The following is a 24975-nucleotide window of genomic DNA, read 5'->3' on the forward strand; positions in this document are numbered from 1 at the left end:
TTTCTAATGTTTTGATATTGACAGGATGACAGGCCTGACAGGGGTTGTATTTTTCTGTTTTTATAGTTAAAATGACTACTAATGAGAATACTTTTAAAAGTGGTATAATGCAAGCAAAAATGCGGCAAGGGGTGACACTATCATGACGGTAAAACTCTCTTTCAGCGAAGCGCTGGCTGACCCGGCACAACTGTCCGTAACCTGGGAACTGGTGCCAGGCCGGGGGGCACGGGAAAAAGCCCAGGAGCATCTGGTGAAAATGGCTGAACTGGCAGCAAAAGACCCCAGAATCAATGCAATTACGATAACTGACAATCCGGGCGGTAAATCGGCTATTGCCGCCTATGCAATGGCTGTTGAAGCTAAACAGCGGGGGATTGACCCACTTGTCCACTTTACCAGCAAAGATAAGAACAGGAACGCCCTGGAGAGTGAATTATATGCTCTGGGCAGGGCCGATATACAGAACCTGCTGGTCATGACCGGTGATTATCCGGGCGCAGGCTATGCCGGCAGTGCCAAGCCGGTTTTTGATTTTGATGCGGTACACGCACTGCGGATGATTACGAAAATGAATGCGGGTGATTACTCTAAGCTCCCGGCCACTAATTTTTTTGCCGGCGCTGTCGTATCCCCTTTCAAATCGACCGAGGCGGAAACCATGGCCCAGTATTATAAACTGCATAAGAAGCTTGACAATGGCGCCAAATTTATTATTACTCAGCTGGGCTATGATGCCAGAAAGTTTGATGAGTTAAGAAAATATGTTGACAGTAACCGGCTGGCGGTAGCGCTGGTTGGTAATATTTTTGTGCTGTCTTTGCCTGTTGCCAGGCTAATGAATCAGAATCTGATTCCCGGCTGTGTGGTTACCGATTCCCTGGTGGACAAGCTGGCGGCCGAAGCGGCGCAGAGCAATAAAAAAGAGCTGCAGTTGCTGCGGGCAGCCAAGCTGTATGCCGTGCTCAAAGGTCTTAAATACGATGGCGTCAACATTGGCGGTCATGGACTCGGGTATACTGAGGTACAGTATATTATGGAAAAAGGTGAGGAGCTAAGCGCTGACTGGCAGGAGATTGCTGCTGCCGAATTTGATCATCCGCAGGCCGGGGGCTTCTATTTCTTTGAGAAGGATCAGGCAACAGGCCTTAATACCTGTCAGCCTGCCAAACGCAGTCAGACCGGTTCGTCGCTGAAACAGTCGCTGATGGACGTGGTGCATGGGGTGGCATTCGACCCTAAGGCGCCCCTGTATCCTGTGAATAAGGCAATTGCTAAATTTGTTGACAAGTCCTGGCTGAAGCAGCCGTTTACTCTTGCCGAGTATACGACTAAAACGGTGACGAACGAATGCCGGTTTTGCGGCGATTGTGCCATGCATGAACTTGGTTTTATCTGCCCGATGTCCCAGTGCCCCAAGCAGCAGCGGAATGGAGCCTGCGGCGGCAGCCGCGACGGCTGGTGTGAGGTTTATCCCGGCCAACAAAAGTGTATTTATGTCAAAATGTACGAGGGTTTTAAAGGCCAGGGTAAAGAAGAACGGATGAAGTCCAAGTATATGGCGCCCTGTAACTGGGATTTGCACCGGACATCGTCCTGGTTAAATTATTTTAATGACCGGGATTATAACAGTAGCAAGGACTGACCCCATTGCTCCTGCCGTCAGGCGGGAGCATTTTTGCTGGCAGAGCCAATTTTTTCTTGACGCTTTTCTTGATAATCGATACAATATATTGTATCGATGAAAATAATATATACTAAATATAGTGTTTGATCAGGAGGTTGTTATTAATGATTTTGTCAGATAATGCAATTAAGGTACTGGAAAAACGCTATTTTGCCAAAGATGAAAATGGTCAGCTGCTGGAAGACAGTGCCGGGATGTTCCGCCGGGTTGCTAAAGCGGTCGCTGCTGCCGATGCCCCCTATGTTTCAGCCCTGGCTTTACAGACGATTGAGGATGAATTTTATGAAATGATGTCCGGTCTGGAGTTTCTGCCCAATTCACCGACCCTGATGAATGCCGGCCGGCCTTTGGGGCAATTAAGCGCTTGCTTTGTGCTGCCGATAGAAGACTCAATGGAAAATATTTTTGAAACCCTGAAAAATGCCGCTATGATTCATAAAAGCGGCGGGGGGACAGGGTTTAGTTTTTCCCGGTTAAGGCCGAAAGGGTCGGCAGTAAATTCAACCGGCGGGGTTGCCAGCGGCCCGGTTAGTTTTATGAAAGTTTTTAATGCCGCAACCGAAGCGGTAAAACAGGGCGGCACCCGCCGGGGGGCCAATATGGGCCTTCTCCGGGTGGATCATCCTGATATTATGGATTTTATTACTGCTAAGCAGGATAACGCCGATATTACCAATTTTAATCTCAGTGTTGGCATTACCGAAACGTTTATGAAAGCGGTGGCAGCAAACGCGGATTATGATTTAATCGACCCTCATAGTCAGACTATAACCGGGAGTTTAAACGCCCGGGCGGTATTTGCGGCGATTGTCGACATGGCCTGGCGCAATGGCGAGCCGGGAATCATCTTTTTAGACAGGCTGAATCAGGACAATGTGACACCGGAACTCGGGGATTTTGAAAGTACCAATCCCTGTGGTGAACAGCCGCTGCTGCCTTATGAATCCTGTAATCTCGGTTCGATAAATGTAAGCCTGCTGGTAACAGACCAGGGAAACGGACCGGTTCTTGATTTTGAACGGCTTGTGACTGTTGTAAAAAAAGCCGTTCATTTTCTCGATAATGTGATTGATGTCAATAAGTATCCCTTGCCTGAAATTGAGCAGATAACAAAAAGCACCAGAAAAATCGGGTTAGGGATTATGGGTTGGGCTGATTTGTTATTCCGGCTGAACATCCCGTATAATTCGCAGCCGGCACTGGACCTTGCGGAACAGCTTATAGGTGTTATCCGGGAGCAGGCCAGAGAAGCGTCAGCAGAACTGGCCGAACGCAAAGGCGTGTTTCCCCAGTTTGAAAAAAGCACACATTGCCAGCACGGAATCAGGGTTCGCAATGCCACCACAACAACGATCGCACCAACCGGTACATTAAGCATTCTGGCCGGCGTCTCCAGTGGTATTGAACCATTATTTGCGTTGGCCTATATCCGGAATGTTATGGACAATGACGAATTAATGGAGACAAACCCGTTTTTTAAACAAGCGGCCCTAACCGGTGGCTTTTACAGTGAGCCATTGATGCGGACGATTGCGGCCCGGGGAACAATAAAAGGCCTGGCTGCCCTGCCGGCTTCCGTGCAGGCGGTTTTTGTTACTGCCCATGATATTTCCCCGGAATGGCATGTGAAAATGCAGGCCGCATTCCAGAAGCACACCGATAATGCTGTCTCGAAGACTGTTAATCTCAGTAGTAAAGCTACCCGGGAAGATGTTAGCGATATATTTACCCTGGCTTATGAAACCGGTTGCAAGGGGGTAACGATTTACCGGGATGGCAGCAGGGATTTGCAGGTGCTGAATATCGGCAAGGTTAACGGTAAAGAACCACCTGCACCGGCAGAAACAGTGACTGAACCAAAACAGGGTTTCTTTGCCCCCAGAGCCAGGCCGGATATAACCACCGGCTTTACGGAAAAGGTTAAGATCGGCTGCGGCACGATATTTATCACTGTTAATTATGATCAGCATGGCATCTGTGAGGTGTTCACCAACACCGGCCGGGCCGGCGGCTGCCCGTCCCAGTCCGAGGCTACGGCACGGCTGGTTTCTATTGCTTTGCGGTCCGGTATGGATGCTAATTCGATCATTGACCAGTTAAAAGGCATCAGATGCCATTCGACAATCAGGCAAAACGATTTGCAGGTATTATCCTGCCCTGATGCGATCGGCAAGGTTATTGAAAAAGTAATGAAACTCCAAAATGGGGATCAGGCGGAAGGGAATGTCACCCTCAGAGCCGGGGAAAATGGGTGCCCCGAATGCGGCAAGCTGGTAGAGCATGAAGGCGGCTGTGTCATTTGCCGGCACTGCGGCTTTAGCAAATGCAACTAAGCCCTTACAATCTTCAATCCGGGAGACAAGAGGGCAGATACCATCCCGGCAAGAACCAAGGAGGAAATCGTTATGGAGGTTGTACGCTCGGTTTGTCCTTATGATTGTCCTGATGCCTGTGGTCTCCTTGTATTAGTAAAGGCGGGGAAAGTGGTCAAAGTCCAGGGCGATCCGGATCACACTTTTACCAGGGGCACGCTGTGCCCGAAAATGGCCCATTATGAGCGAACCGTCCACTCGCCGCAGCGGCTCACAACCCCGTTGCGGCGGCGGGGTGCCAAGGGCAGCGGCAGTTTTGCGCCGGTTTCCTGGGACGAGGCAATTGCCAGCATAACGACAAAATGGCAGGCGATTATTGAACAGCACGGGCCGGAAGCTATTCTGCCCTATTCTTATGCCGGCACGATGGGGCTTGTACAGCGCAATGCCGGCCACCCGTTTTTTTACAGTCTGGGGGCTTCACAGCTTGAACGCACAATCTGTTCGCCGGCCAAGGGCTGTGGCTGGAGCGCGGTTATGGGGCAGACAATGGCGCTGCATACCCGGGAAATTCATGCCAGCGACCTTATTATTCTCTGGGGCCTTCATGCGCTGGCAACAAACCTTCATATTATGCATGATATACGTATAGCCCGCAAACAGGGAGCCCGGGTATGGCTGATTGACACATATGAGAACCCCACTGCCAGGGCCGCCGACTGGCTGATTGTTGTCCGGCCGGGGACAGACGGCGCCCTGGCGCTGGGAATGCTGCATGTCATCGCCCGGGAAAACCTGGCAGATCAGGATTTTGTCAATCGGTATGTACAAGGGTATGAGGAACTGAAAGCCACTGTCCTGCCTGAGTATACCCCGGCCGCAGTCAGCCGGATCACCGGCCTTGCCGCTGCGGACATTGAGGAGCTGGCCAGGCTGTATGCCTCGGCCCGGGCCCCGTACATTCAGTTAGGCAGTGGTCTGTCCCGTTATAGCAACGGGGCCATGACCGTGCGGGCTATTGTTTGCCTGCCGGCTGTTGTCGGTGCCTGGGCTAAACCCGGGGGCGGACTATTCGCCGGTACTTCCACCGGTGCTGCTTTTGACACGCAGGGCGTGACCCGCGAGGATTTTATAAAAAAACCGGCCCGGATCATTAATATGAATCAACTGGGCCAGGTGTTAAATGAGACAGGCAAGCCCCCGGTCATGAGCCTGTATGTGTATCACTCCAATCCGGCGGCCATAGCGCCGGATCAGAATCAGGTGCTGGCGGGACTGGCCCGGGAGGATTTATTTACGGTTGTGCATGAGCGCTTTTTAACAGATACGGCTAACTATGCCGATATTGTTTTGCCGGCAACGACCTCGCTGGAGCATAGTGATATTTACCGGTCCTACGGACATTACGGTGTACAGCGGGCCCGGGCGGTGATACCGGCGGTCGGGCAGGCCAAATCCAACTGGGAGGTATTCTGCCTGCTGGCAGCAGCCATGGGATTGCAGCAGTCTTTCTTTGCCCAGTCGGCCGATGATCTGATTGACAGTATGCTGGCCCGGCCGACGGCGTGGCTGGCCGGTACGCCGCTGGCAGCGCTGCAGGCCGGATTTCCGGTTGAATTGCCGCTGCCGGCCGGGTATAAGACTGAGTTTAAAACCCCATCAGGCAAGATCGAGATTTTAAATACAAGCCAGGCTGAGCCATTGCCGAGGTATACGAAACCCCATGGCGATAAGGCCGGCTTCTGGCTGATCAACGCCCCTGATCCGCGATTGTTGAACTCTTCCTTTAATGAGCGGGAGGATCTCACCAGGAATGGCAAGATGCGGCTGAAGATGAATCCGGCCGATGCCGGCGGCCAGGGCCTCCGGGACGGGCAGTTGGTTGTGGCCTATAATGAACGGGGGGAGGTAGCCTTTACCCTGGAAGTCTCATCCGCTGTACCGGCCGGGGTTGTTGTCGGCGAAGGAGTTTGGTGGCTGCAGCATGTTCCCGGCAGCCGTTCAGTCAATGCCCTGACCTCGCAGCGCCTTACTGACCAGGGGCGGGGCAGTACTTTTTATGATGTCAAAGTAAACGTCCGGGCCGCGGCCGTGTCTTAGTGTCCGGACTCGGGATAAAACAGATTGGACAGGTAATCGATGGCTTCATCCGCCCGGCTGGCCGGGTTGACGGCGAACAACTGGTAAGGCAGCTGGTATACCTGTTTTTGCTGCACCGCACTGAGTGTTTGCCAGGAGGGGTGTACCAGCAGCTCATTGCGGATTTTATCGCTGACTTTGGCTTCATAGCTGTGGCTGATCAGGAGAATCAGGTCCGGCCTGGACCGGGCCGCGAATTCCAGGTTCAGGGGCAGATACTGCAGGTCCTCGCTGCTCATGGCTGCGGCCACATTGACGGCATTGAGCCGGCGGATGAGATCACCGATAAAGCTGTTGGGCAAGGCCATATAGAATTTTTCCGGCGAGCCCCAGATAATCAGGACCCGGGGTGAAGGCCTGTTTTTACTTTTGGCCTGGGCTTGCTGTAATCTGCTGTCTAACCGTTCAATAACCCGGCTGGCCTGGCTGGGGTGATCCGTCAGTTCGCCGTAAAAGCGTAAAGTCTGACTGATATGCTGGAAATTGTCCAGCCGCTGCAGATAGACCGGAATGCCGGCTTGTTTCAAAGTCGAGAGAATCGGCTGGCGCAGATGAATGTCTGTTGCCAATACGAGGTCGGGTTTTAAAGCGATAATCTGCTCAATATCCGGGCAGGGTGTCTCACCCACCACCGGGACATCCTTGATTTTTTCCATTAAGTCCGGTGGCAGGGCTGCCGTATTAGGGCGGCCGACCAATTGTCCGCCGGCAGCGTAATATAAATCAACATTAGAAGGGTTGAGCGCAACCAGCCGCAACGACCTCCCTTTTTTGATTGTCTGTACCAGGTTGCATTTGGGGCACTGGATTTCCACATATTTGACCTGGCCTTTGAAAAGCAGCCTGTTGCACTTGGGACAACGGCACTCGTTCATAGCTGCCGTATTTAACCTGCCACTGCCGTTAACTGGGGGATGCATATAATACAATACCTCCTTTACTTTACAGTAATAAAGAAAACACGGCTGGCGCCGGGCCTTTGGCGAAAGCGTAAGCCAAGGTTGCCCCTTATCCGGGGAAAGTTATACTTTCTTTCAGGATAAAAAAATTCCGCGTGAAATAACATTCACCCGGAGCTCAAGGCCCTCTTAATAATCATTCTCAATGTTATTATAAAAAAGCCGGAACATTCTTGTCAAGCGGGCTGGCGGCGTTGCGGCCGCAAAATGTGGCCGACGGCCAAAAAAGCAGGCAGAGCAGCTTTGTGCCATAGGTTAAAAAAACATTTGACATTGATAATGGTTATCAATATACTATAACTATAAGAGAGCCACTGAGAGCTCCGTGACGGGTAATATGGCACGGGGCTTTATTGTTAGGCACTATTTCTTTGTGACTGCAGGAATCCTGATTCCCCTGATTAATTATTGGAGTGATGCACATGGAAGTCAAACCCAAAAATCTGCGGCAGACAAAATCAAAATTGCCGGAAGTGCGTTGTTTTCAGTGCAATAAGTTATTGTTCCTTGGCATTGCTGAGAATGTCGAGATCAAGTGCTCCCGTTGCGGGACTGTTCAGTGTATCGGCAGTTGCAGGCAAGAGGCGAAAGTACATATCAGCAGCTGGTAAGTTGTTAAACTAGCGGTAGTCATTTACATAACCTCAGAGAGCCTAGAGCTCCGCGGCCGTACAGTGCCCGGAGCTTTATTTTATCCTGCAGGAAAGTATAACTTTCCCCGGATAAGGGCACCAGCGGCTTCCGCCTTCGTTAAGACTTGGCGCAAGCCGTATTTCTTTATTTTTCCTAAGATGTTCATTAAAGTGAGGTGATAGTGTGACCTATCAGCCATGCTGGTACAAAGCAGTCAGTCTTTCCTGTGCTGTCCATCTGGTTTTCATTTTGCTGCTGGTAATGGTTATGGGGCAGTTAGACCGGCCGTTAGCATTGCCTGAACGGTACCTTACTGTTGAACTTACTGAAATAGCCGGCTGTACCTATGCTGACAGTGTACCGGCACCGGCGGCTGTTTCCCCGGTGAGTCCTCAGCTTGATCAGCCACAGCCAAGTGCGGCCCGCCCGGCGGCCGACCCCGCCGCTGCGCCGGCGCCGGCTGCCGGGGCAGAGATAGCTGCGGTAACCGCAACCGCCGGGACTGCCGGCAGCGGCGAAGGGCCGGCCCCTCAGACTGCTGCCGCTGTTGCGGGACCGGCGGCTCCGGCAGCCAGGACGGCGGGCGGCAGGGAGCTTGACAGCATTATTAACGGCTTCCTGTCGCAAATTGAAAAATATAAAGAATACCCGTATATTGCCAGGCGCCGGGGACAGGAAGGGACCGTTACGGTGGCAGTTCGCCTGAGTGCGGCCGGTGAACTGGCCGGAGCGCAGGTGGTGCGTTCCTCCGGGATCGCGGCTCTGGACGAGGCGGCTTTGACACTGGTACGTAAGGTTTGCCCTTTTGCGCATAACGCCGGCCGCAGCATTGCGATGAACATCCCGATCGCTTATCAGATTGAGTAAACAGAGAGTGAATTAGCGGCCAACGCAGGAATGAGGTAGAGATATGAGTCAACACAGCAATAGAATAACGTTCGGCATGATTGGTTTATTATTGGTGGTCAGCATCCTGTTTTTATTAAAAGGCCAGGCACAGCCTGCGGATAATCAGGCACCGGCCCGCTACCAGGTAACCGACAGTGCCGGCCGACAAGTGGAAATACCCCGCCGGCCCCAGCGGGTGATTGTTTTAAATGCATCAAACCTGGAACTGTTTTATGCTGTCGGCGGGACTGTGGTTGGACGTCCCACGACTGAGGCGCTGCCTGAGGCTGTTAAGGCTGCTGTTCGGCAGGTGCCGGCAATTGGTATTACTCCCAATCCCAATATTGAACAAATTGTGGCTCTCAGGCCGGATTTGATTCTGGGAGTAAATATGCCTTTTCATCACAACCTGATCCCGGTGCTGAATAAGGCCGGTATTCCCATCCTGCTGCAGGCCCTGGAAAATTATCAGCAGATTATCGATACATTGCATTTTTATGGTGAATTAACAGGTCAGCCGGAACAGGCTGCTGCTGTCATTGCCGGGATTGAAGCCCGTTATGAGACGGTTGTCAAGAATACTAAAAACCATCCGGCCCCTAAGGTTGTGATCGTGTGGGGGTCGCCGGAAAGTTTCCATATGGCAACCGCCCGCAGTTTTACCGGTGATCTGGTTAAAAGGCTGGGCGCAGTCAATGTGGCCGATGCAGGGGACCATAGTGGCGGACAGATGGGCTATGTGCCGTTAAGTATGGAGTATGTGGCCAAGCAAAATCCGGATAAGATTTTTTTGATAACCCATAGCCCGGACGAAAAAACCAATGGTAAAATCCGGAACGATCTGGTAAACCATCCTGCCTGGCGGGGGTTAAAGGCAGTAGCAACCAACCAGGTCCACTTGCTGCCCTATAACCTGTTTGCCGTAAATCCCGGTACTCAGGTGGGCGAGGCGCTGACCGTGCTGGCCGGTTTCTTATATCCGGAGGTGACTCAACCGTGAGGGAATTAACCACAGATCCCCGGGCCGGCCGGCGGACGGCTATCAGTATTTCAGGCCTGGCAGCGTTGGTGGCGGCCCTGTTAATCGGGATCAGGGTGGGGGCTGTGCCTGTCAGTATGGGCGATATCTGGCATGTGTTCAGTGCCCCGGCCGGTAACGAGGCTTACCAGATTATTTATAACATCCGGGTGCCGCGGGTGCTTACCGGTGCCTTGACCGGGATCAACCTGGCGCTGGCCGGCTGTATCCTGCAGGGGGTATTGCGCAACCCGCTGGCTGATCCCGGCATTATCGGTGTATCGGCCGGAGCCGGTCTGGCCGCGATGGCGGTAATGATTTTATGGCCCGGGTTGACGGCATTGGTGCCGGCCGTTGCTTTTGCCGGCGCGCTGATGGCTGCCGGTATCGTGTTTATGTTATCCTGGGACCGGGGCGTACAGCCATTGCGGCTGATCCTGGCCGGCGTGGCCCTGGCAGCATTTTTTGGCGGCGGCATGAGTGGGCTTATGGTTTTTCATTCTGACAAAGTACAGGGGGCCGTCAATTGGCTGGCCGGGGGTTTCCAGGGGCGAAGCTGGGATCATGTCAGCATGATCCTGCCTTACAGTTGTATCGGCATAGTGGGGGCGCTGCTGTCTTACCGGTATCTGAATGCGCTGCAATTGGGGGACGATATCGCGAAAGGACTGGGCATTAAGGTGGAAACTGCGCGGTTTTCCCTGGTTGCGCTGGCGGCCCTGCTGGCGGCTTCGGCTGTTAGTGTGGCCGGTCTGCTGGGCTTCGTCGGGCTGATCATTCCTCATATAACCCGGATGCTGGTCGGCTCGGATTTTGAATACCTGCTGCCCTGTGCGGCGGTACTGGGGGCTACGCTGGTGGTAGCCGCCGATACGGTAGCCCGCACGGTATTCAGCCCGGTGGAAGTACCGGTGGGAATTTTTATGGCGTTCCTGGGGGCTCCGTTTTTTATTTTTCTACTGCAAAGGGGGATGCGGCGATGAAACATACACTGGAAGCTCAGGCTGTCAAACTCGGTTATGGCGACAAAGTCATTGCTCCGTCTATCGATCTGGTGCTCAACAAACCGGAGATTATTGCTATTATTGGCCCGAACGGCTCCGGCAAATCGACGCTGTTAAAAGCATTGAGCCGGTTATTGACGCCCTTAGCGGGGTCCGTATTGCTGAACGGTAAGGATATTCACCGGCTGCCTCCCCGGGAGGTGGCCCAAGTTATGGCCATTCTGCCCCAGTCGGTACAGGCGCCGGGGGATATGACTGTCTGTGATCTGGTCGCCTATGGGCGTTTGCCTTATAAAAAGATGTTTGAACAGCTGGCAGATACGGATAAGGCTTGCATGGCGGCGGCGCTGGCTGCTACCGGCATGCAGACCATGCAGCAGCGCCGGCTCGACAGTCTGTCAGGCGGCGAACGGCAGCGGGCCTGGCTGGCTATGGCGCTGGCCCAGCAGCCGCGTTTGCTGCTGTTGGATGAGCCTACAACCTATCTGGATATTCATCACCAGCTCGAATTAATGAAACTGATCCGTAACCTGCACCGGGACCGAGGGATTACTATTGTGATGGTACTGCATGATTTAAACCATGCCGCCCGGTTCAGTCAGCGCATTATTGCCGTTAAAGAAGGGATAATATTTGCCGACGGGCCGGTGCCGGCGGTCTTTACCGCTGAAAATCTGCAGGCGCTGTATGGGGTTGAAACCACGGTTATGGCGGTTGAGCAAGGAGGTAGCACGCATCTTGTCTGTTTGCCCCATGATACCTGCCTGGCCCCGGGAGCCTGATGCGGCCCTGTCCTTGCACTGTCTTTGCAAAACCTATGACCGGCAACAGGTGTTGTCTGATATCTCCCTGGCGGTAGCGCCAGGTGAGGTTTTTGGGCTGCTTGGTCCCAACGGTGCCGGCAAAACCACGCTGATGAAGCTGATTGCCGGCCTGAGCCGGCCTGATTCCGGCCGGCTCACTATCTTTGGCCGGGATGGCGGCAGGGGCCGGCAGAGCATCAAGCATATGCTGGCGCTGGTAGCCCAGGACAATAATCTGGAACGGGAATTCACGGTGCAGGAGGCCCTGCTTACCTATGCCTGCCTGTATGGAGTTGCCAGCCCGCGGCAGCGGGTGGCCGAGATTGTGCAGGAGTTTGACCTGACAGCCATGCTTGCCAAGCGGGTGGCTGTGCTATCCGGCGGCATGGCCCGGCGCTTGTTGATTGCGAGGGCACTGCTGCCTGCCCCCCGGTTAGTGCTGCTGGATGAGCCGACAGTGGGGCTTGATCCGGATGTGCGGCAGGATATCTGGGCGGTGATCAGACGGCTGGCGGCGGCCGGGACGACTGTGTTCATGACAACCCATTATATGGAGGAAGCGGAGCAGCTTTGCCGGCGGGTGGCCCTGTTAAAAGCAGGCCGGGTTGTTGCTGCCGGTACGCCGGCGGCGCTGGCCCTATTGGCTGACACCGGTGAGCCGCCAAGCCTGGAGGCCGCTTTTCTCCGCCTGGTGCGGGAGGCAGGGGTATGAGCGGCTGGCTGGCTGTGTACGGGCGGGAAATGCTGCTGATGCAGAAAAAAATCGGCAAACTGGGTTATGTTTTTTCCTCGGTGATGTTTCCGGTTATTTATTTATTTGCTTTTGGTCTGGGGCTGGGCTCCCGGCTGGAGGTCAGCGGCGGCTATGTACCATTTCTGGCTACCGGGATTGCCAGCCTGACCGTGATGCTTAATGCCTTTCAGCAGACCTCCCTGTCTGTAAGTGCCGGGCGCCTGTATTTTCATACCTTTCAAACCGTGTTTTTAAGCCCTGTCCCGCCGCTGCAGGTTGTTGGCGGTATTGCCCTGGCCGGTATAACCCGCGGGTTAATCATGGGAGGCCTGGTGTATGCGGTTGCCTGGCTGGCATTCGGTGTGCCGCCGCTGTCCGGCATTGCCGTAACTGCCCTGCTGTTGTCGGCCTTCTGTTTTTCCGCGCTGGGTATTGTTCTCGGCTTGGCTATTGCCGATCCTGATGAAATATCACTTGTTAATAATTTTCTGATCACGCCGATGATTTTCTTCTGCGGTTCCTTTTTTCCTGTTCAGAATTTACCGGTTGCTCTGCAGGCGGTTGTGTCGATATTGCCGTTAAGTATGGCTAACAGCCTGGTACGTCTGACCGCCTGGAACGGCCACGCTGCCGGCCAGGCCGCGGCCTTGGCGTTAATGGGGCTGGGCCTGCTGCTGTGGGGGGCCGGCAGCCTGAAAAAATACAGTGAATAATAATTTTTGCGGGGGGTTAAAAATGAAGACATTGATTGCCTATTCCAGTTTGACCGGCAATACCCGGAAAGTGGCGGCAGCCATCCAGGCGGTGTTCGGCCCGGCGGCGGATTTGTATCCGGTTGAATCGGCACCGTCACCGGCAGAGTATGATTTTGTGGTTGTTGGTTTTTGGGTTGACAAAGGCACGGCCGATAAAAAGGCCCAGGATTTTTTAAAAACAATTGCGAACAAGCCTGTCGCCTTATTTGCCACGCTGGGGGCCTATCCTGATTCCGAGCATGCCGCTGACAGCCTGAAGAACGCGGCGGCATTTCTGGCCGGCAGCAACCGGCTGGCCGGCACCTTTATCTGCCAGGGGAAAATCGATCCCCGGTTAATCGAGCAGTTCAAAAATATGCCGGCCAACCACCCCCATGCCCTTACGCCGGAGCGGCTGGCGCGTTATGAGGAAGCGGCCAAACATCCTGACAGCGCGGACCTGCAGGCTGCCCAGGCGGTTTTTACAGATATAAAAAGGCAATGGATGAAAGCGAGGTGATGGATGCTTGCGGGAAACCAAATTAAAGCAGATTCTGGCGGCAATGGATGCGCAGCAGTACGCCCTGACGGTCGGGACGGCAACCGGTGAGGCCCTGGCGGCTGCGTTTGCCAAACGCCGGGTGGTCCATGCCGGGGTCCGGGGGAAACCGCTGGGCCCGGGGGAATGGCAGACTGCCTGGCAGTCTTTGCTGCGGCAGGCAACAAAAGCTAAACAGCGGGCGGCCTACATCCATATTCCGTTTTGCCGGCACCGCTGCCTGTATTGCGGCTTTTTTCAAAACTATGCGGATGAAGACCGGGAAACCGCGTATATTGACAGCCTGATTAAAGAACTGCAGCTGAGCCGGGACTGCCGCTATCTGGCCAGCGGGCCGGTCAACGCGGTATTTATAGGCGGCGGCACCCCCAGTACACTGGCACCCCATAATATTGCCAGACTGCTGGACGCTGTCCGCGCTTGCCTGCCGCTAGCCAATGATTATGAGTTAACCCTCGAAGGCAGGATTAATGATCTGGAACCGGCCCGGATTGAAGCCTGGCTGGCGCATGGGGTAAACCGCGTTTCCATCGGGGTACAGTCCTTTGATACCGGGGTGCGGCGTTCGGTCGGCCGCCTGGATGACACGGCCACTATTTTGAAGCGGCTGGAACTGTTGTCCGGCTATAATCAGGCCACGGTAATTATTGATTTGATTTATGGCCTGCCCAACCAAACAAATGAAGTTTGGGCCAGTGATATCAATTTGCTCAAGACGGCGGCGATTGACGGCTTAGACCTGTATCAGCTGAATATTTACCAGGGCAGCGCCCTGCAGCAGGCCATCCAGGCCGGTAAACTGCCGCCGGCAGCAACCACGGCCGAACAAGCCGGCATGTTTGCCGCGGCCGGGGCAACCTTAACGGCTAATGCCTTTTCCCGGCTCAGTATCTGCCACTGGGGAAAAACAAACCGGGAGCGCAGTATGTATAATACCCTTACCAAAGCCGGACGTCATGTAATCCCGTTTGGCGCCGGTGCCGGCGGCAATATTGGCGGGGCAACCATGATGCTGAACCGTGACGTGGCCGCCTATATTAAGAGTATTGAACAAGGTCATAAACCGATTGCCGCCATGCTGCTGCTGCCAGCCGGCAGTGAGCTGCACAACGCTGTTGTCGGCCAGTTGGAGCGGGGGTATTTAAATCTTAAGGGGCTGGCAGTCCGCTACGGGCCCGAGGTTCTGGAATTAGAACCGTTGCTCGCTATCTGGGAGGCCCGCGGCCTTATCGAAACCGGCCCGGCTGTTGCCCGGCTGACGGTAGCCGGTCAGTTCTGGTATATGAATATCACGCAATCGGTATTAGAATGCCTGCAGGCCCTGACATCAGGCCGCCATGCGGTGGCAGTGCAGCCAATCGCAGCCCAGGGATAATGCCTGGCAGGTAGAGAGCCTACGAGCTCCATGACGATGTAGATCGCATGGGGTTTTATTATTTTTACATAAATATAAATTAAGTAAGGAGTAGTGGTTATGAACAGAATAGGTAAGACCCCCGGAAAACTGGCCCTGTTGAGTCTGTCGGTGCTAACCGCCCTGGCGATGCCGGCCGGCGCCGCTGAGGAAGCGGTTGCTACGCGGGATGTGGTAGTCACCGCCAGCAGAACGGAACAGGACATTAAGGAAACGCCGTCGGCGGTTGAGGTGATTACCCGCGCAGAGCTGGATACACTGGGGGCCAACAATCTGGCCGATGCTCTAAAGCTGGCCACCAGCATCAATGTCAGCAGTCCGGCCATGGCGGGCAGCAATGTAACGGTCCGGGGCATGTCCACAAGGCATACACTGATTATGATTAATGGCCGGCGTCTGGTGTCGGAAGGCAGCTACTCCACCGCCAATTCCTATGAATTGGAACGGATCAATATGCAAAATGTCGAACGGATTGAGATTGTCCGGGGGCCGGTCAGCTCACTATATGGGTCAGATGCGCTGGGGGGTGTCATCAATATCATAACCCGCAGGCCGGAGCAGGAACAATTGACATTTTCTTTAAGCCCCCAGCGCTACACCGATAAGACCAGTATCGGCAGCGATAACTACTCGTTGCGCTATGATACCGGTAAAAACAATAAATGGGGCTGGATTATCAGTGCCGACCGGACAGAGACAGACGCTTATGCCAATGCCGACAATACCACCAAAAATCAATTTGGCCGTAAAGAAAATCTGAATCTGGACGGCACCTATGATTTGGCTGACGACAAGTTTCTTGATGTTGCCGTCAATTTGCTGCGCGAGGATTTGAATGGCCGCAGTACAGAAACCTCCGGGGCCCTGCGGAACGACAGCTACGATAATACCCGGGATCAGTACAGCCTGGGACTGCGGGGCAAAACGAAAAACGGTGACTATCAGATCCGGACCTATTACGGGGAGCACGATAAGGTCAACAAGGGTTTCCTGGTTAATAACGGCCAGTTAGTTGACTTTGATGTTTCCAACCGTAAAACCTGGGCTCTGGAAGGGCATGTATCGCAGCAGCTTGGCACCAATCACCTGCTGACGACCGGCGGCGAATTCCGGACGGAAACATACCGGGGTACAAGGATTGGTACCGGGGATAAGGTTTTTGACATTACTTACGGCAGCATCACTAAGCAAGGGTCGGAAGCCGATATTGATTACTCGGCATTATACGTCCAGGATGAATGGCTGGCAAGTGAGCGTTTACTGGTTATTCCCTCTTTACGCTATGATAACAGCAACAGATTTGCCAGCAATATCAGTCCTAAGCTGGGTATGACCTACAAAATGAATGCGAATTACCGCCTGAAGGTGAATGTGGGCAAGGGCTTTAAAGCGCCGACTCTTGATGATATGTATATGGAAATGACTAAAATCATGGGCGGCATGACCGTGCATGTGACCGGCAACCCGGACCTGAAACCGGAGAAGTCGACAAGCTATGAACTGGGTATCGAAGGGGAGCAAGGCAGTACCTTTGGCAAGTTAACCTATTTTGTTAATGATGTGACTGATCTAATATCGACTAAAACCAACGTCTCTTTTGTGCCGGGGGTGGGTATGCGGGCCGACTCAACCTATTTAAATGAGGATAAGGCTGATATTGACGGCATTGAGTTTGAAATTGGCCGGCATTTAAGCGACAAACTCAGCCTCAAGCTGAACTATACCTATCTGGAGGCCACCGGTAAAACCGGACAGAGACTGGAAGGCCGGGCTAAACAGCAGGGGACGGTCCAACTGCATTATGACAACATCCGTGCAAATGGCATCAGTGCTGTGTTATGGAATGAGTGGAAGAAAGACTATCTGTATGCAGCCAGCAGTAATACGAATAAAACCTACGCGTTGTGGAATGTATCGGTCAATAAGAAGTGGAATGATAATTTTAGCAGTTATGTGGGCGTTGAGAATATCTTCAACAAAAAGGACATAGAACTCAACCTGTTGGGAGCTATGGTCCAGGCCGGCATGACTTTTAAATTATAAGATGAAATTATGTAAAATAATTATGGCGATAATGTTGCTGCTGGCAGGAGCAAACGGAGCCCACGCCGGTCAGGCTGCCTGCCAGATTTATACTGCCGGCGGGCAGCAGGTAACAGGTGAGGCACTGGCCGCATTGATTAATCACTATGATGTACTTGCGTTTGGCGAATATCACGATGATGCAGTTTTACACGCGCTGGAACTGGAACTGTTACAACAGGCATTTAAGAAACAGCCGCAGCTGGCTATATCGCTGGAGATGTTTGAGCGCGATGTGCAGGAATATCTTGATGAGTATTTGTCAGGCCGGATTACCGAACAGGAATTTCTCGCCAGGTCCCGCCCCTGGAAAAACTATCAGGAAGCTTACCGGCCGCTGGTGGAGTTCGCCGGCGTCAACTCTTTGCCGGTTATTGCCGCCAATATTCCCCGGGCGCTGGCGGCCCAGTACGCCCAAACCGGTTCACTGGCCGACGTGCCGGCAGCAGCAGGCCGGTATCTGCCGCAGGTTCATCTGGCCCCGGCGGGTGAATACCGGCAGCGATTTATGGCTTATATGACAGAGGCCGCGACCAGGGCCAGGATGCCGGTTGCTCCCGACAAGCTGGATAATTACTACAAGGCCCAGTGCCTGAAAGATGACACCATGGCGGAAAGTATTGTCAACTTTCTTCAGCTGCACCCTGATTTTAAAATTATTCACTATCAGGGCGATTTTCACAGCCGGGGACGGCTGGGGGTTGTGGAAAAGCTGCAATTGCTGAACCCGGCGTTAAAGGTCGCGGTTATCACACCGGTGTATACAACAAACAGGGAGGAGCTGCCGGAGTTGCTTGTTCAATACCGCAATGCCGGTGATATTCTTGTGTTTTTGGACCGGGACAGTAAAACCTAAAAGCCGGGCAAAGAGGGCAGGCGGGGTGCCGGCAATATTAAAGGAATTTATTTAACATTATAGTAGCAACAGACTGAGTCAGCAGAGGAAACCAGCACAAAGATTGTAACTGGTTTCCTCTGTTTCTTATGGTAAGGTAATGCTTGCGGTCGCCAGGGGGGGAATGAGAATCCGCAATGCTTACAGGTATATTCAGTTTGTATCTGCTATTAAAATTAACAGGGCCATAGCCTTTAAGCGGTAGATTTGCTCACAAACAAAGTGTTTCGCGTGTTAGGCAGGGCTTTGTATTGTTTTACAGAATAATAAATAATGTAACAATTTCCGACGAACTTCGTTATATTATTGCAATGAACCAAGAGGCAAGGAGGGGACCTTACTATGCAGCAGCTTTGGCATATCTGGCCGGCAGTAGTGACTTAGTTATTGAAATGGTATTATATCGTCAAATTTGTTTTTGGGAGATCAAGAGGATGCCTGATAATCGAGCAGAATACAACGGAGATAACATGCCTGTTTTGGTAACACGCTGGGATTGTAACGGATATATTTTGAATATTCTGTATAATGATTTGTGTCTGGGCAGGCCGCCAAATCAGTTTCTGGGAAAAAATTTCCGGGAACTGGGGTTAGAGAAAAAAATATATGAAAAATGTGAACATTATTTTAAGCGGGTTGTGGCAACGGCTGCTAAAGTGGTTTTCCAACTGCGCAGCAGTACCCGGTATTATCATATTTCATACCTGCCGGAGAGTAACTGCCCGGGCGATGTGGCAACAATACTGGGAATTGTCCGTGATATGACGCAGGAGCAGTGGGCAAAAGATGAAATGAACCTAGCCCACCGCAAATTTAGCACGGCCCTGAATATTGCCAAACTGGGGTACTTTGAATGGGACTTTGTTAACAATGAGCTGCACTGGTCTGATCAGCAGTATAAAAATTTTGGCTATATGCCCCAGTCCTTTATACCAACAATGGAGTTTTACCTAAGCCTGGTTTATCCGGAGGATTTAGAAATCGTAAATATGACAAATGAGGTGGCCCGCCAGGGATTTGTCGAATCCGAATTTAGAATCATTAGACCCGACCGGACTGTTGGCTGGCTATGGGCCCGGGTCGAATCAATTGCCAATGAGCAAGGCGCCTTTACCAGTTTATTTGGGACGACCCAGGATATTACCGAACAGAAGCAGACGGAAAACCGTATTTTAAGAGTAGCGAAGGATTTAGTGTTTTCCAACCAACTGAACACTCGCAGTGCCTATCTAAATAGGTTGCTGGTCAATGCTTACTCACCAGAATATATAACCAAGGCTCTCAATGAGTTTGGTATTGAAACAAAAGCAGAGCATTGTTGTTTTGTGATGCAACTGACTCATAAGCCGGCAGGTGCTGCTGAGCCGCCGGCTGCTGCTGCAACTGCTAAAATGGCAGGCAAGCAGGCCGTATTAGTCTGGGTGGCAGAAAAAGAGATTGGCTGCACCTGGAAATTTAACGATGATATTATTCTGCTGGTGATGGTGGCAGCAGCCGGTCTAACCAGCAAACAAAGGCAAATTGATTTTGCCAATCAGCTGATTAGCGAAATGAAGGTGCTTTTTCCTCATATCAGTGCCAAAATCGGCATTTCCGGTACATCCGGGACTCCCATCAGGTTCAGGGACAGCTATGAAAAAGCAAACCGGGCGGTTATTGTCGCCGCTTCCAATTGCGCGCAAGTGGTGCATTGTGATGATATCGGGATTTATGAAGTCGCATTTCAGCTGCTCCATGATGAAAATACCTGCGCGCTTGTGCAGAATACGATCGGTCGTCTTGCCGAATATGACCAGGTACGGGGCAGTAATCTATTATTTACGCTGGAATTGATACTGGAGGAGATAAATCTCAAGGCCGTATCACAGAAGCTTTTTATCCATCATAATACGGTCATTTGGCGAAAAAGGCGGATTGAGGATTTTTTGGGGATGTCGCTGGATAAAATGGAGACTAAGGTGTTGCTGATATTGTATTTAAAGATTTGGAAATTACAGAAAGCGGAAACAGGTGAGAACAGATGAATTCATCGCAAAACAGTTTATTGTTATACGGCAACAACAGGTACCGGTTTTTTTTGTACCATACTCCAATAGTATTAGCAAAGAAAGTATTGTAGAATTATGTATGAATTTGAAATAATATGCGGGATTTTGATTGTTCCCGGGCATGCCGCTTTACCACATAGCTGTAATAGCAGAAAATCTACAATAGGCGGGTTGAAACTCACTCGGAATAATTAAGTACCTGGCTGTTGTGACTAGTTAGGTACTATTTTATTTGAACGGAGGATAAGATGTTTCCGAACCAACACTTATTACGGCTAGAAGAACTTAAGCCAGGTATGATAGTCGCGCAGCCGGTTCTGTCTGATACAGGACAAGTTTTGTTGGAACAAGGTGTATTTTTGACAGAGGACTATATTGACAATCTTAGCAACTGGAAAATATCACAGGTTAGTATTGTGTTGCCTAATAAAAGCTTATCGTCAAATTGCCGGTTTTTTAGTATATATAAAGATACCCTTGCATCAGTAGAGGAAACCTTTAAAAAAGTCAGGGCTTTTAAAGAAGTGCCAATTGCCGAGTGTAAGGAATTAGTCGAAAACTACATTGAACTGATGGTCAACATTACCGGGGTCATAGATGATTTGCATAATGTTAAAGCCCACAATGAATATACCTTCAAACATTCTCTTAATGTGGCAATCATCGCCGGCATTATTGGCAAATGGCTGGGATTTACCGAAAAAAATCTGAAAGACATCATCTTAGCAGGACTGTTACACGATATCGGCAAGGTTCTAATCCCTGAAGACATACTGGATAAGCCGGGCAAGCTTACACCGGAAGAGATGGCGGTTGTCAGAGCCCATCCTACCCACGGGTATCATTTACTGGACGACTGCTTTGACATAACGGAAGAAGTAAAGCTGGGGATATTGCAGCATCATGAACGGGAAGACGGCAGTGGTTATCCGCTGGGTTTAGCCCGGGAAAAGATCCATACCTACGCAAAAATTGTTGCTATTGCCGATATTTATGATGCAATGAGTACCGAGCGGGTGTATAGGAAGAAAGTGCTTCCCTTCACCGTCGTGGAGGTTATTCTAGATCAGATGTATGATAAGCTTAATCCCCAGATCTGCCTGATCTTTCTGGCTCACATCCGTGGCTTTCTCATCGGCAGCTCGGTGCTGTTAAATGATGGCAGCAAGGCCAAGGTAGTGCTGTTAAACGGACTGTTAAAATTAAGGCCGGTCGTTCAACTGGAAAGCGGTGATTTAATTGATCTTGACAGGGAAAAAAATCTTGAGGTTGTTACCATTCTGGATGAAGTAAACGCCGTATAATGCAGTTCCCAACAAAATATTGGCAAACTTACTGAAAGGTAGGGACGCAAAGCCATGGGTCTAATGGATGGGTGACATTCTATGACTGCCAGGTTGCTATTGTTCTAACGGAAATATTCGTCAGCCTTGGCAACAGGCATATGACGATTTTTTAATTTGAGCATGTTGCTCATGTGCTGTTGACAATATTAAATTAATTTAGAGGGAGACGTAAAAATGAAAATAAAAAAGATTCAATCACGCCTATTGCTGGTATTGCTGCCACTTGTGGTAGTAGCCCTAAGTGTATTAGCCGGAGTTAGTTATTATCTTTCCAACAAATCACTGTCAGCAAGCATTGATGAAACTGCTATGTCAATGGGAACTGACTATGCCCGGCGGGTGCAGGCCGACATGAGCCTCCTGATTTCCCAGCTGGAGGGTCTGGCCAGTGTTCAGCAGGTGAGTGCCGGGACTGATAAGACTCAGATTGGGCAGGTGCTGGCAGAATTCCAAACACGGATTAAGAGTTTTGATGCCGTTATTTTTATCTTACCCGATGGCGCCGGTATTTCCGGTACCGGCGATGCGGCTACCTATGGTGAACGCGACTATTTTAAAAAGGTATTGGCAACAAAGGCAGCGGTCGTCTCCGATCCTTTGGTATCCAAGGCAACCGGGAAGCTGGCGGTCGTTCTGGCGGTACCGGTTACACAGGAAGGCCGTCTGACCGGGGTGCTTGTCGGCACATTTTCCATGGCAAGGCTGACAGACATGATTAAAGACCTGCAGTTTCTGGATACCGGTTATGGTCAGCTTAGTGATGATTCGGGTATCATTATTGCCCATCCCAAACGGCCTGAACTTGCCGGTAAACTGAATATCGCAGAGAAGAAGGTGAATCCCGAGCTTAAATTGCAGCAACCCGAACTTGATGATCGTCTGATTAATTTGTTTAAGGAGGCAGTTCAGTCAGGGCAGCAGGCCCGGGGGGTATATCGCTTTAATGATAATGTGGAGAGGATCAGTGTCTCCACACCGGTCGAGCTGCCTGGCGGTAAACGCTGGGTAATGATGGTGGCAGCACCGCAAGCCGAGGCTACCAGGCCAACCGATGCTCTGGCGAGGACTATGCTGATTATTGCTGTTTTATGTATAGTTATTGCTACCGCCGGTATTATTATAATTGCCAGATATATTGCCAAACCTATTTCCCTGATTCGAGATGAATGCCTGCTGCTGGCGCAGGGGGATTTACGGGAGCGGGAGGCTAAAATTTTTTCTGAAGATGAGATTGGTCAATTGGCCAAAGGCTTCAGGGAGATGCGGGAAAACCTGCGTACGCTTGTCGTCAGGGTCCACTCTCAGTCTGAGCAGGTAGCCGCTTCCAGTGAAGAGCTGACGGCCAGTGCCGACCAATCGGCACTGGCTGCCACTCAAGTCGCGGTCGCCATCACGGCTGTGGCAGCCGGGGCGGGAGACCAACTGGCGGCAGCAAATGAAACGGCAGCAGTGGTTGAAGCAATGTCCGCCAGCATTCAGCAGGTGGCGGCAACCGCCAATGGGGTAGCCGGCCAATCCTCACAGGCAGCCGGTAAAGCCAATGAAGGCAAGGCTGCGGTCGATAAAGCGGTGTATCAAATGACGCAAATCGAAGAGACTGTCAATAATTCAGCCCAGGTAGTGAGTGAGCTGGGGGAACGGTCACGCGAGATTGGCCAGATTGTTGCTACTATTTCCGGTATTGCCGGCCAGACCAATTTGTTGGCTCTTAATGCGGCTATTGAGGCGGCCCGGGCCGGTGAGCAGGGACGGGGCTTTGCCGTTGTGGCTGAAGAGGTACGCAAGCTGGCCGAGCAGTCCCAGGCCGCTACGGAGCAAATTGCCGCCTTGATTGGCGGCATTCAGGGGGACACCGGGAAAGCGGTACAGGCGATGGATGCCGGTACCCGCGAAGTCAAACTGGGAGCAGCGGTGGTCAATGCTGCCGGCCAGGCTTTTCAGGAAATCGTGGTGCTCGTAACCCAGGTATCCGAGCAGGTAACAGAAATATCCACCGCGATTGAGCAGATGAAACTTGGCAGCCAGCAGATTGTCGGCTCGGTAAAGCGGATTGACAACCTGAGCAAAACCGCCGCCGGAGAAGCTCAGGTTGTGTCGGCGGCCACCGAGGAGCAGTCGGCAACGATGGAGGAAATCGCCGCTGCCAGTCAAAGCCTTGCCCACCTGGCAACAGACCTGCAGGAAGCTGTGAGAAAGTTCCTTGTGTAACATATGCCTGCTCTGCCAGCCTGCAGTGTCCTGAAAAATTTGACAGGGTGTAATCCACTCTGCTAAAATGTACCTGATTATGATAAGGTTATTATAATTTGTGCTGTACAGATGGATGCCGAAATATATGTGAGGCAGGTACTTCCAATGACACTTTTTAAAAGTAATCGACGGTTACGTCACAATAATACCTGGTGGGTGCACAGGGGGGCTTTTCTCCTAAAAACTGCCGGTATTATAGTCTGTCTGGTGCTAGTGACTCCTTGCCTGCAGTCAGCGCTCTCCGAGCCCAGCACCTCTGAAGCCCATGCCGGCGAGCTTGCAGGCGGGAAAATTCGTCTGGTGTGGGAGCCGATTCCGGATGCAGTAGCCTACCAAATTGTGTTTAGCAACGAACAGGGCGGGATGAGTGAGGCGGCCAATCTTACTGACGGTATTGTGCGTAAGGAAATATATACTCCCGGTGTTGAACTGGATATAGCCCTCTTGCCTAAGGGAGAAACAATTTGGTGGCAAGTCCGGGCTCTAAATCTAGACCGGGAACCGGTTTCCGGGTTTACTGCCTTGCAGGAATTAACAGCCGGAGAGATTGACCCGGCTGCACCCTATATTACCGCCCATTTGGCGGCTTTGCCCAGACTGCCTTTATATCCCGTTTATGCCTGGATTCCGGTGTTGGGGGCAGAGGCCTATGAAGTTCAGATTTTTTCCGGGCCAATCCAGTCCGGCACCCTCAAACAGCGTTATGTGATAAACGGGGCGTCGTCCTTTGACTATTATGATACTGACGCGTTTACCGTCGCCGGAGACTACTGGTGGCGGGTTATAGCTCTGGACGCGAAGGGACAGCCTGTGGGAGCATGGTCAGAGGCCCAGCCTTTTACGGTACAACGGGAGGGGAATAATGTGGCTGCACTGGGTGACAGTGTTACCCATGGCGGCGGCGCGATTTCCAATCCCCCCAGTGATCCGGTTTATGACTGGACAAGCTATGTTGATATGCCTGTTAAAAATTTAGGCCGGAGCGGGGATACAACCAGTACTATTTTGGCCCGGTTTGATGAAGATGTATTGCCTTTCCGGCCGACAATACTTGTTATTATGGGCGGGATTAATGATATTCGCGGTGGAACACCGGCGGCAGAAGTGATTAACAATCTAAGCCAAATCGGGGAAAAGTGCCGGGAGAATAAAATCACGCCCGTGTTCCTGACACTCACCCCCGTAAACCCGGCCCTGATAAAACGCGCTTTTAATGAGGATACCAGTGAGACCTGGCAGGAAGAGTGGCATAAAGTAAATGAATGGGTCAGGGGCCAAGCCCACTATGTGGATATTGCGCCACTGTTCACAACCGCTGAAGGGGTTATGCCCGGCCACTATGCAACTGACGGATTGCATCCGGACAGCCAGGGGAAGGCACTCATCGGCCAGGCTGTTGACCAATGGCTGAGAGCAACCTTTGGCGACAGCTATTAATAAATGCAAAACAGCCCTCTACTTGACAGGGAGC

General features: G+C 51.9%; 19 protein-coding genes and 1 riboswitch. Of the genes, 18 read left to right on the top strand and 1 reads right to left on the bottom strand.

Annotated elements, in window-relative coordinates; all coding sequences use genetic code 11:
* Positions 1-142: 142 nt before the first annotated feature.
* The 3 genes from SPTER_RS01160 (at position 143) to SPTER_RS01170 (ending at position 6099) form a co-directional block, all read left to right on the top strand.
* Positions 143-1645 carry a methylenetetrahydrofolate reductase C-terminal domain-containing protein gene (locus SPTER_RS01160; RefSeq protein WP_144348680.1) on the top strand — a complete coding sequence of 501 codons (1503 nt, stop codon included), beginning with the start codon at positions 143-145 and terminating at the stop codon, positions 1643-1645.
* A 146-nt stretch (positions 1646-1791) separates the two neighbouring features.
* Positions 1792-4020, top strand: coding sequence for a vitamin B12-dependent ribonucleotide reductase (locus SPTER_RS01165; protein ID WP_144348681.1), 2229 nt, complete (start codon positions 1792-1794; stop codon positions 4018-4020).
* 72 nt (positions 4021-4092) lie between these two features.
* On the top strand, positions 4093-6099 hold the full coding sequence (locus SPTER_RS01170) for a molybdopterin-dependent oxidoreductase (RefSeq protein ID WP_144348682.1): 2007 nt from the start codon (positions 4093-4095) through the stop codon (positions 6097-6099).
* Here the strand turns inward: SPTER_RS01170 and SPTER_RS01175 are convergent.
* Positions 6096-7058 carry an ABC transporter substrate-binding protein gene (locus SPTER_RS01175; protein ID WP_246105436.1) on the bottom strand — a complete coding sequence of 321 codons (963 nt, stop codon included), beginning with the start codon at positions 7056-7058 and terminating at the stop codon, positions 6096-6098. The genes SPTER_RS01170 and SPTER_RS01175 overlap by 4 nt on opposite strands.
* Before the next feature lie 461 nt (positions 7059-7519).
* Between SPTER_RS01175 and SPTER_RS01180 the strand changes: the two genes are divergently transcribed.
* The 15 genes from SPTER_RS01180 (at position 7520) to SPTER_RS01250 (ending at position 24941) form a co-directional block, all read left to right on the top strand.
* Positions 7520-7708: a Com family DNA-binding transcriptional regulator gene (locus SPTER_RS01180; RefSeq protein WP_144352689.1), complete on the top strand. Its 189-nt coding sequence runs from the start codon at positions 7520-7522 to the stop codon at positions 7706-7708.
* Positions 7709-7913: 205 nt separating this feature from the next.
* Positions 7914-8597, top strand: a complete 684-nt coding sequence (locus tag SPTER_RS01185; protein ID WP_144348683.1) for an energy transducer TonB — start codon at positions 7914-7916, stop codon at positions 8595-8597.
* 43 nt (positions 8598-8640) lie between these two features.
* Positions 8641-9618 (top strand): ABC transporter substrate-binding protein, encoded by a 978-nt coding sequence (locus tag SPTER_RS01190; protein WP_144348684.1) that lies wholly within the window; start codon positions 8641-8643, stop codon positions 9616-9618.
* Entirely contained in the window at positions 9615-10619 is a 1005-nt protein-coding gene (locus SPTER_RS01195) for a FecCD family ABC transporter permease (protein ID WP_144348685.1), read from the top strand. The genes SPTER_RS01190 and SPTER_RS01195 overlap by 4 nt, the downstream gene beginning before the upstream one ends.
* Positions 10616-11422, top strand: a complete 807-nt coding sequence (locus tag SPTER_RS01200) for an ABC transporter ATP-binding protein (protein WP_144348686.1) — start codon at positions 10616-10618, stop codon at positions 11420-11422. Before SPTER_RS01195 ends, SPTER_RS01200 begins: the two co-directional genes overlap by 4 nt.
* On the top strand, positions 11394-12155 hold the full coding sequence (locus SPTER_RS01205; RefSeq protein ID WP_170233089.1) for an ABC transporter ATP-binding protein: 762 nt from the start codon (positions 11394-11396) through the stop codon (positions 12153-12155). Before SPTER_RS01200 ends, SPTER_RS01205 begins: the two co-directional genes overlap by 29 nt.
* On the top strand, positions 12152-12889 hold the full coding sequence (locus SPTER_RS01210; protein WP_144348688.1) for an ABC transporter permease: 738 nt from the start codon (positions 12152-12154) through the stop codon (positions 12887-12889). Before SPTER_RS01205 ends, SPTER_RS01210 begins: the two co-directional genes overlap by 4 nt.
* Positions 12890-12911: 22 nt before the next feature.
* Complete coding sequence (locus SPTER_RS01215) at positions 12912-13430, top strand: flavodoxin family protein (RefSeq protein WP_144348689.1); 519 nt, start codon at positions 12912-12914, stop codon at positions 13428-13430.
* Positions 13431-13437: 7 nt separating this feature from the next.
* Positions 13438-14844, top strand: coding sequence for a heme anaerobic degradation radical SAM methyltransferase ChuW/HutW (hutW, locus tag SPTER_RS01220; protein WP_144348690.1), 1407 nt, complete (start codon positions 13438-13440; stop codon positions 14842-14844).
* Between the two features lie 99 nt (positions 14845-14943).
* A complete protein-coding gene (locus SPTER_RS01225; protein ID WP_144348691.1) occupies positions 14944-16926 on the top strand; it encodes a TonB-dependent receptor plug domain-containing protein in 1983 nt (660 codons plus the stop codon).
* 31 nt (positions 16927-16957) lie between these two features.
* Positions 16958-17821 carry a ChaN family lipoprotein gene (locus tag SPTER_RS01230; protein ID WP_170233090.1) on the top strand — a complete coding sequence of 288 codons (864 nt, stop codon included), beginning with the start codon at positions 16958-16960 and terminating at the stop codon, positions 17819-17821.
* A gap of 473 nt (positions 17822-18294) precedes the next feature.
* The gene (locus SPTER_RS01235; RefSeq protein WP_170233091.1) at positions 18295-19884 is read left to right on the top strand and encodes a PAS domain-containing protein; all 1590 of its coding nucleotides are present in this window, start codon (positions 18295-18297) and stop codon (positions 19882-19884) included.
* Positions 19885-20156: 272 nt separating this feature from the next.
* Complete coding sequence (locus SPTER_RS01240) at positions 20157-21212, top strand: HD-GYP domain-containing protein (RefSeq protein ID WP_144348694.1); 1056 nt, start codon at positions 20157-20159, stop codon at positions 21210-21212.
* A gap of 11 nt (positions 21213-21223) precedes the next feature.
* Positions 21224-21313: riboswitch (cyclic di-GMP riboswitch) on the top strand.
* A gap of 115 nt (positions 21314-21428) precedes the next feature.
* A complete protein-coding gene (locus SPTER_RS01245; protein ID WP_144348695.1) occupies positions 21429-23462 on the top strand; it encodes a methyl-accepting chemotaxis protein in 2034 nt (677 codons plus the stop codon).
* A 147-nt stretch (positions 23463-23609) separates the two neighbouring features.
* Positions 23610-24941 (top strand): SGNH/GDSL hydrolase family protein, encoded by a 1332-nt coding sequence (locus SPTER_RS01250; protein WP_170233092.1) that lies wholly within the window; start codon positions 23610-23612, stop codon positions 24939-24941.
* The last annotated feature ends 34 nt before the right edge of the window (positions 24942-24975 follow it).

Origin of the sequence: Sporomusa termitida (genome assembly GCF_007641255.1) — a bacterium.
Classification (GTDB): Bacteria; Bacillota; Negativicutes; order Sporomusales; family Sporomusaceae; genus Sporomusa; species Sporomusa termitida.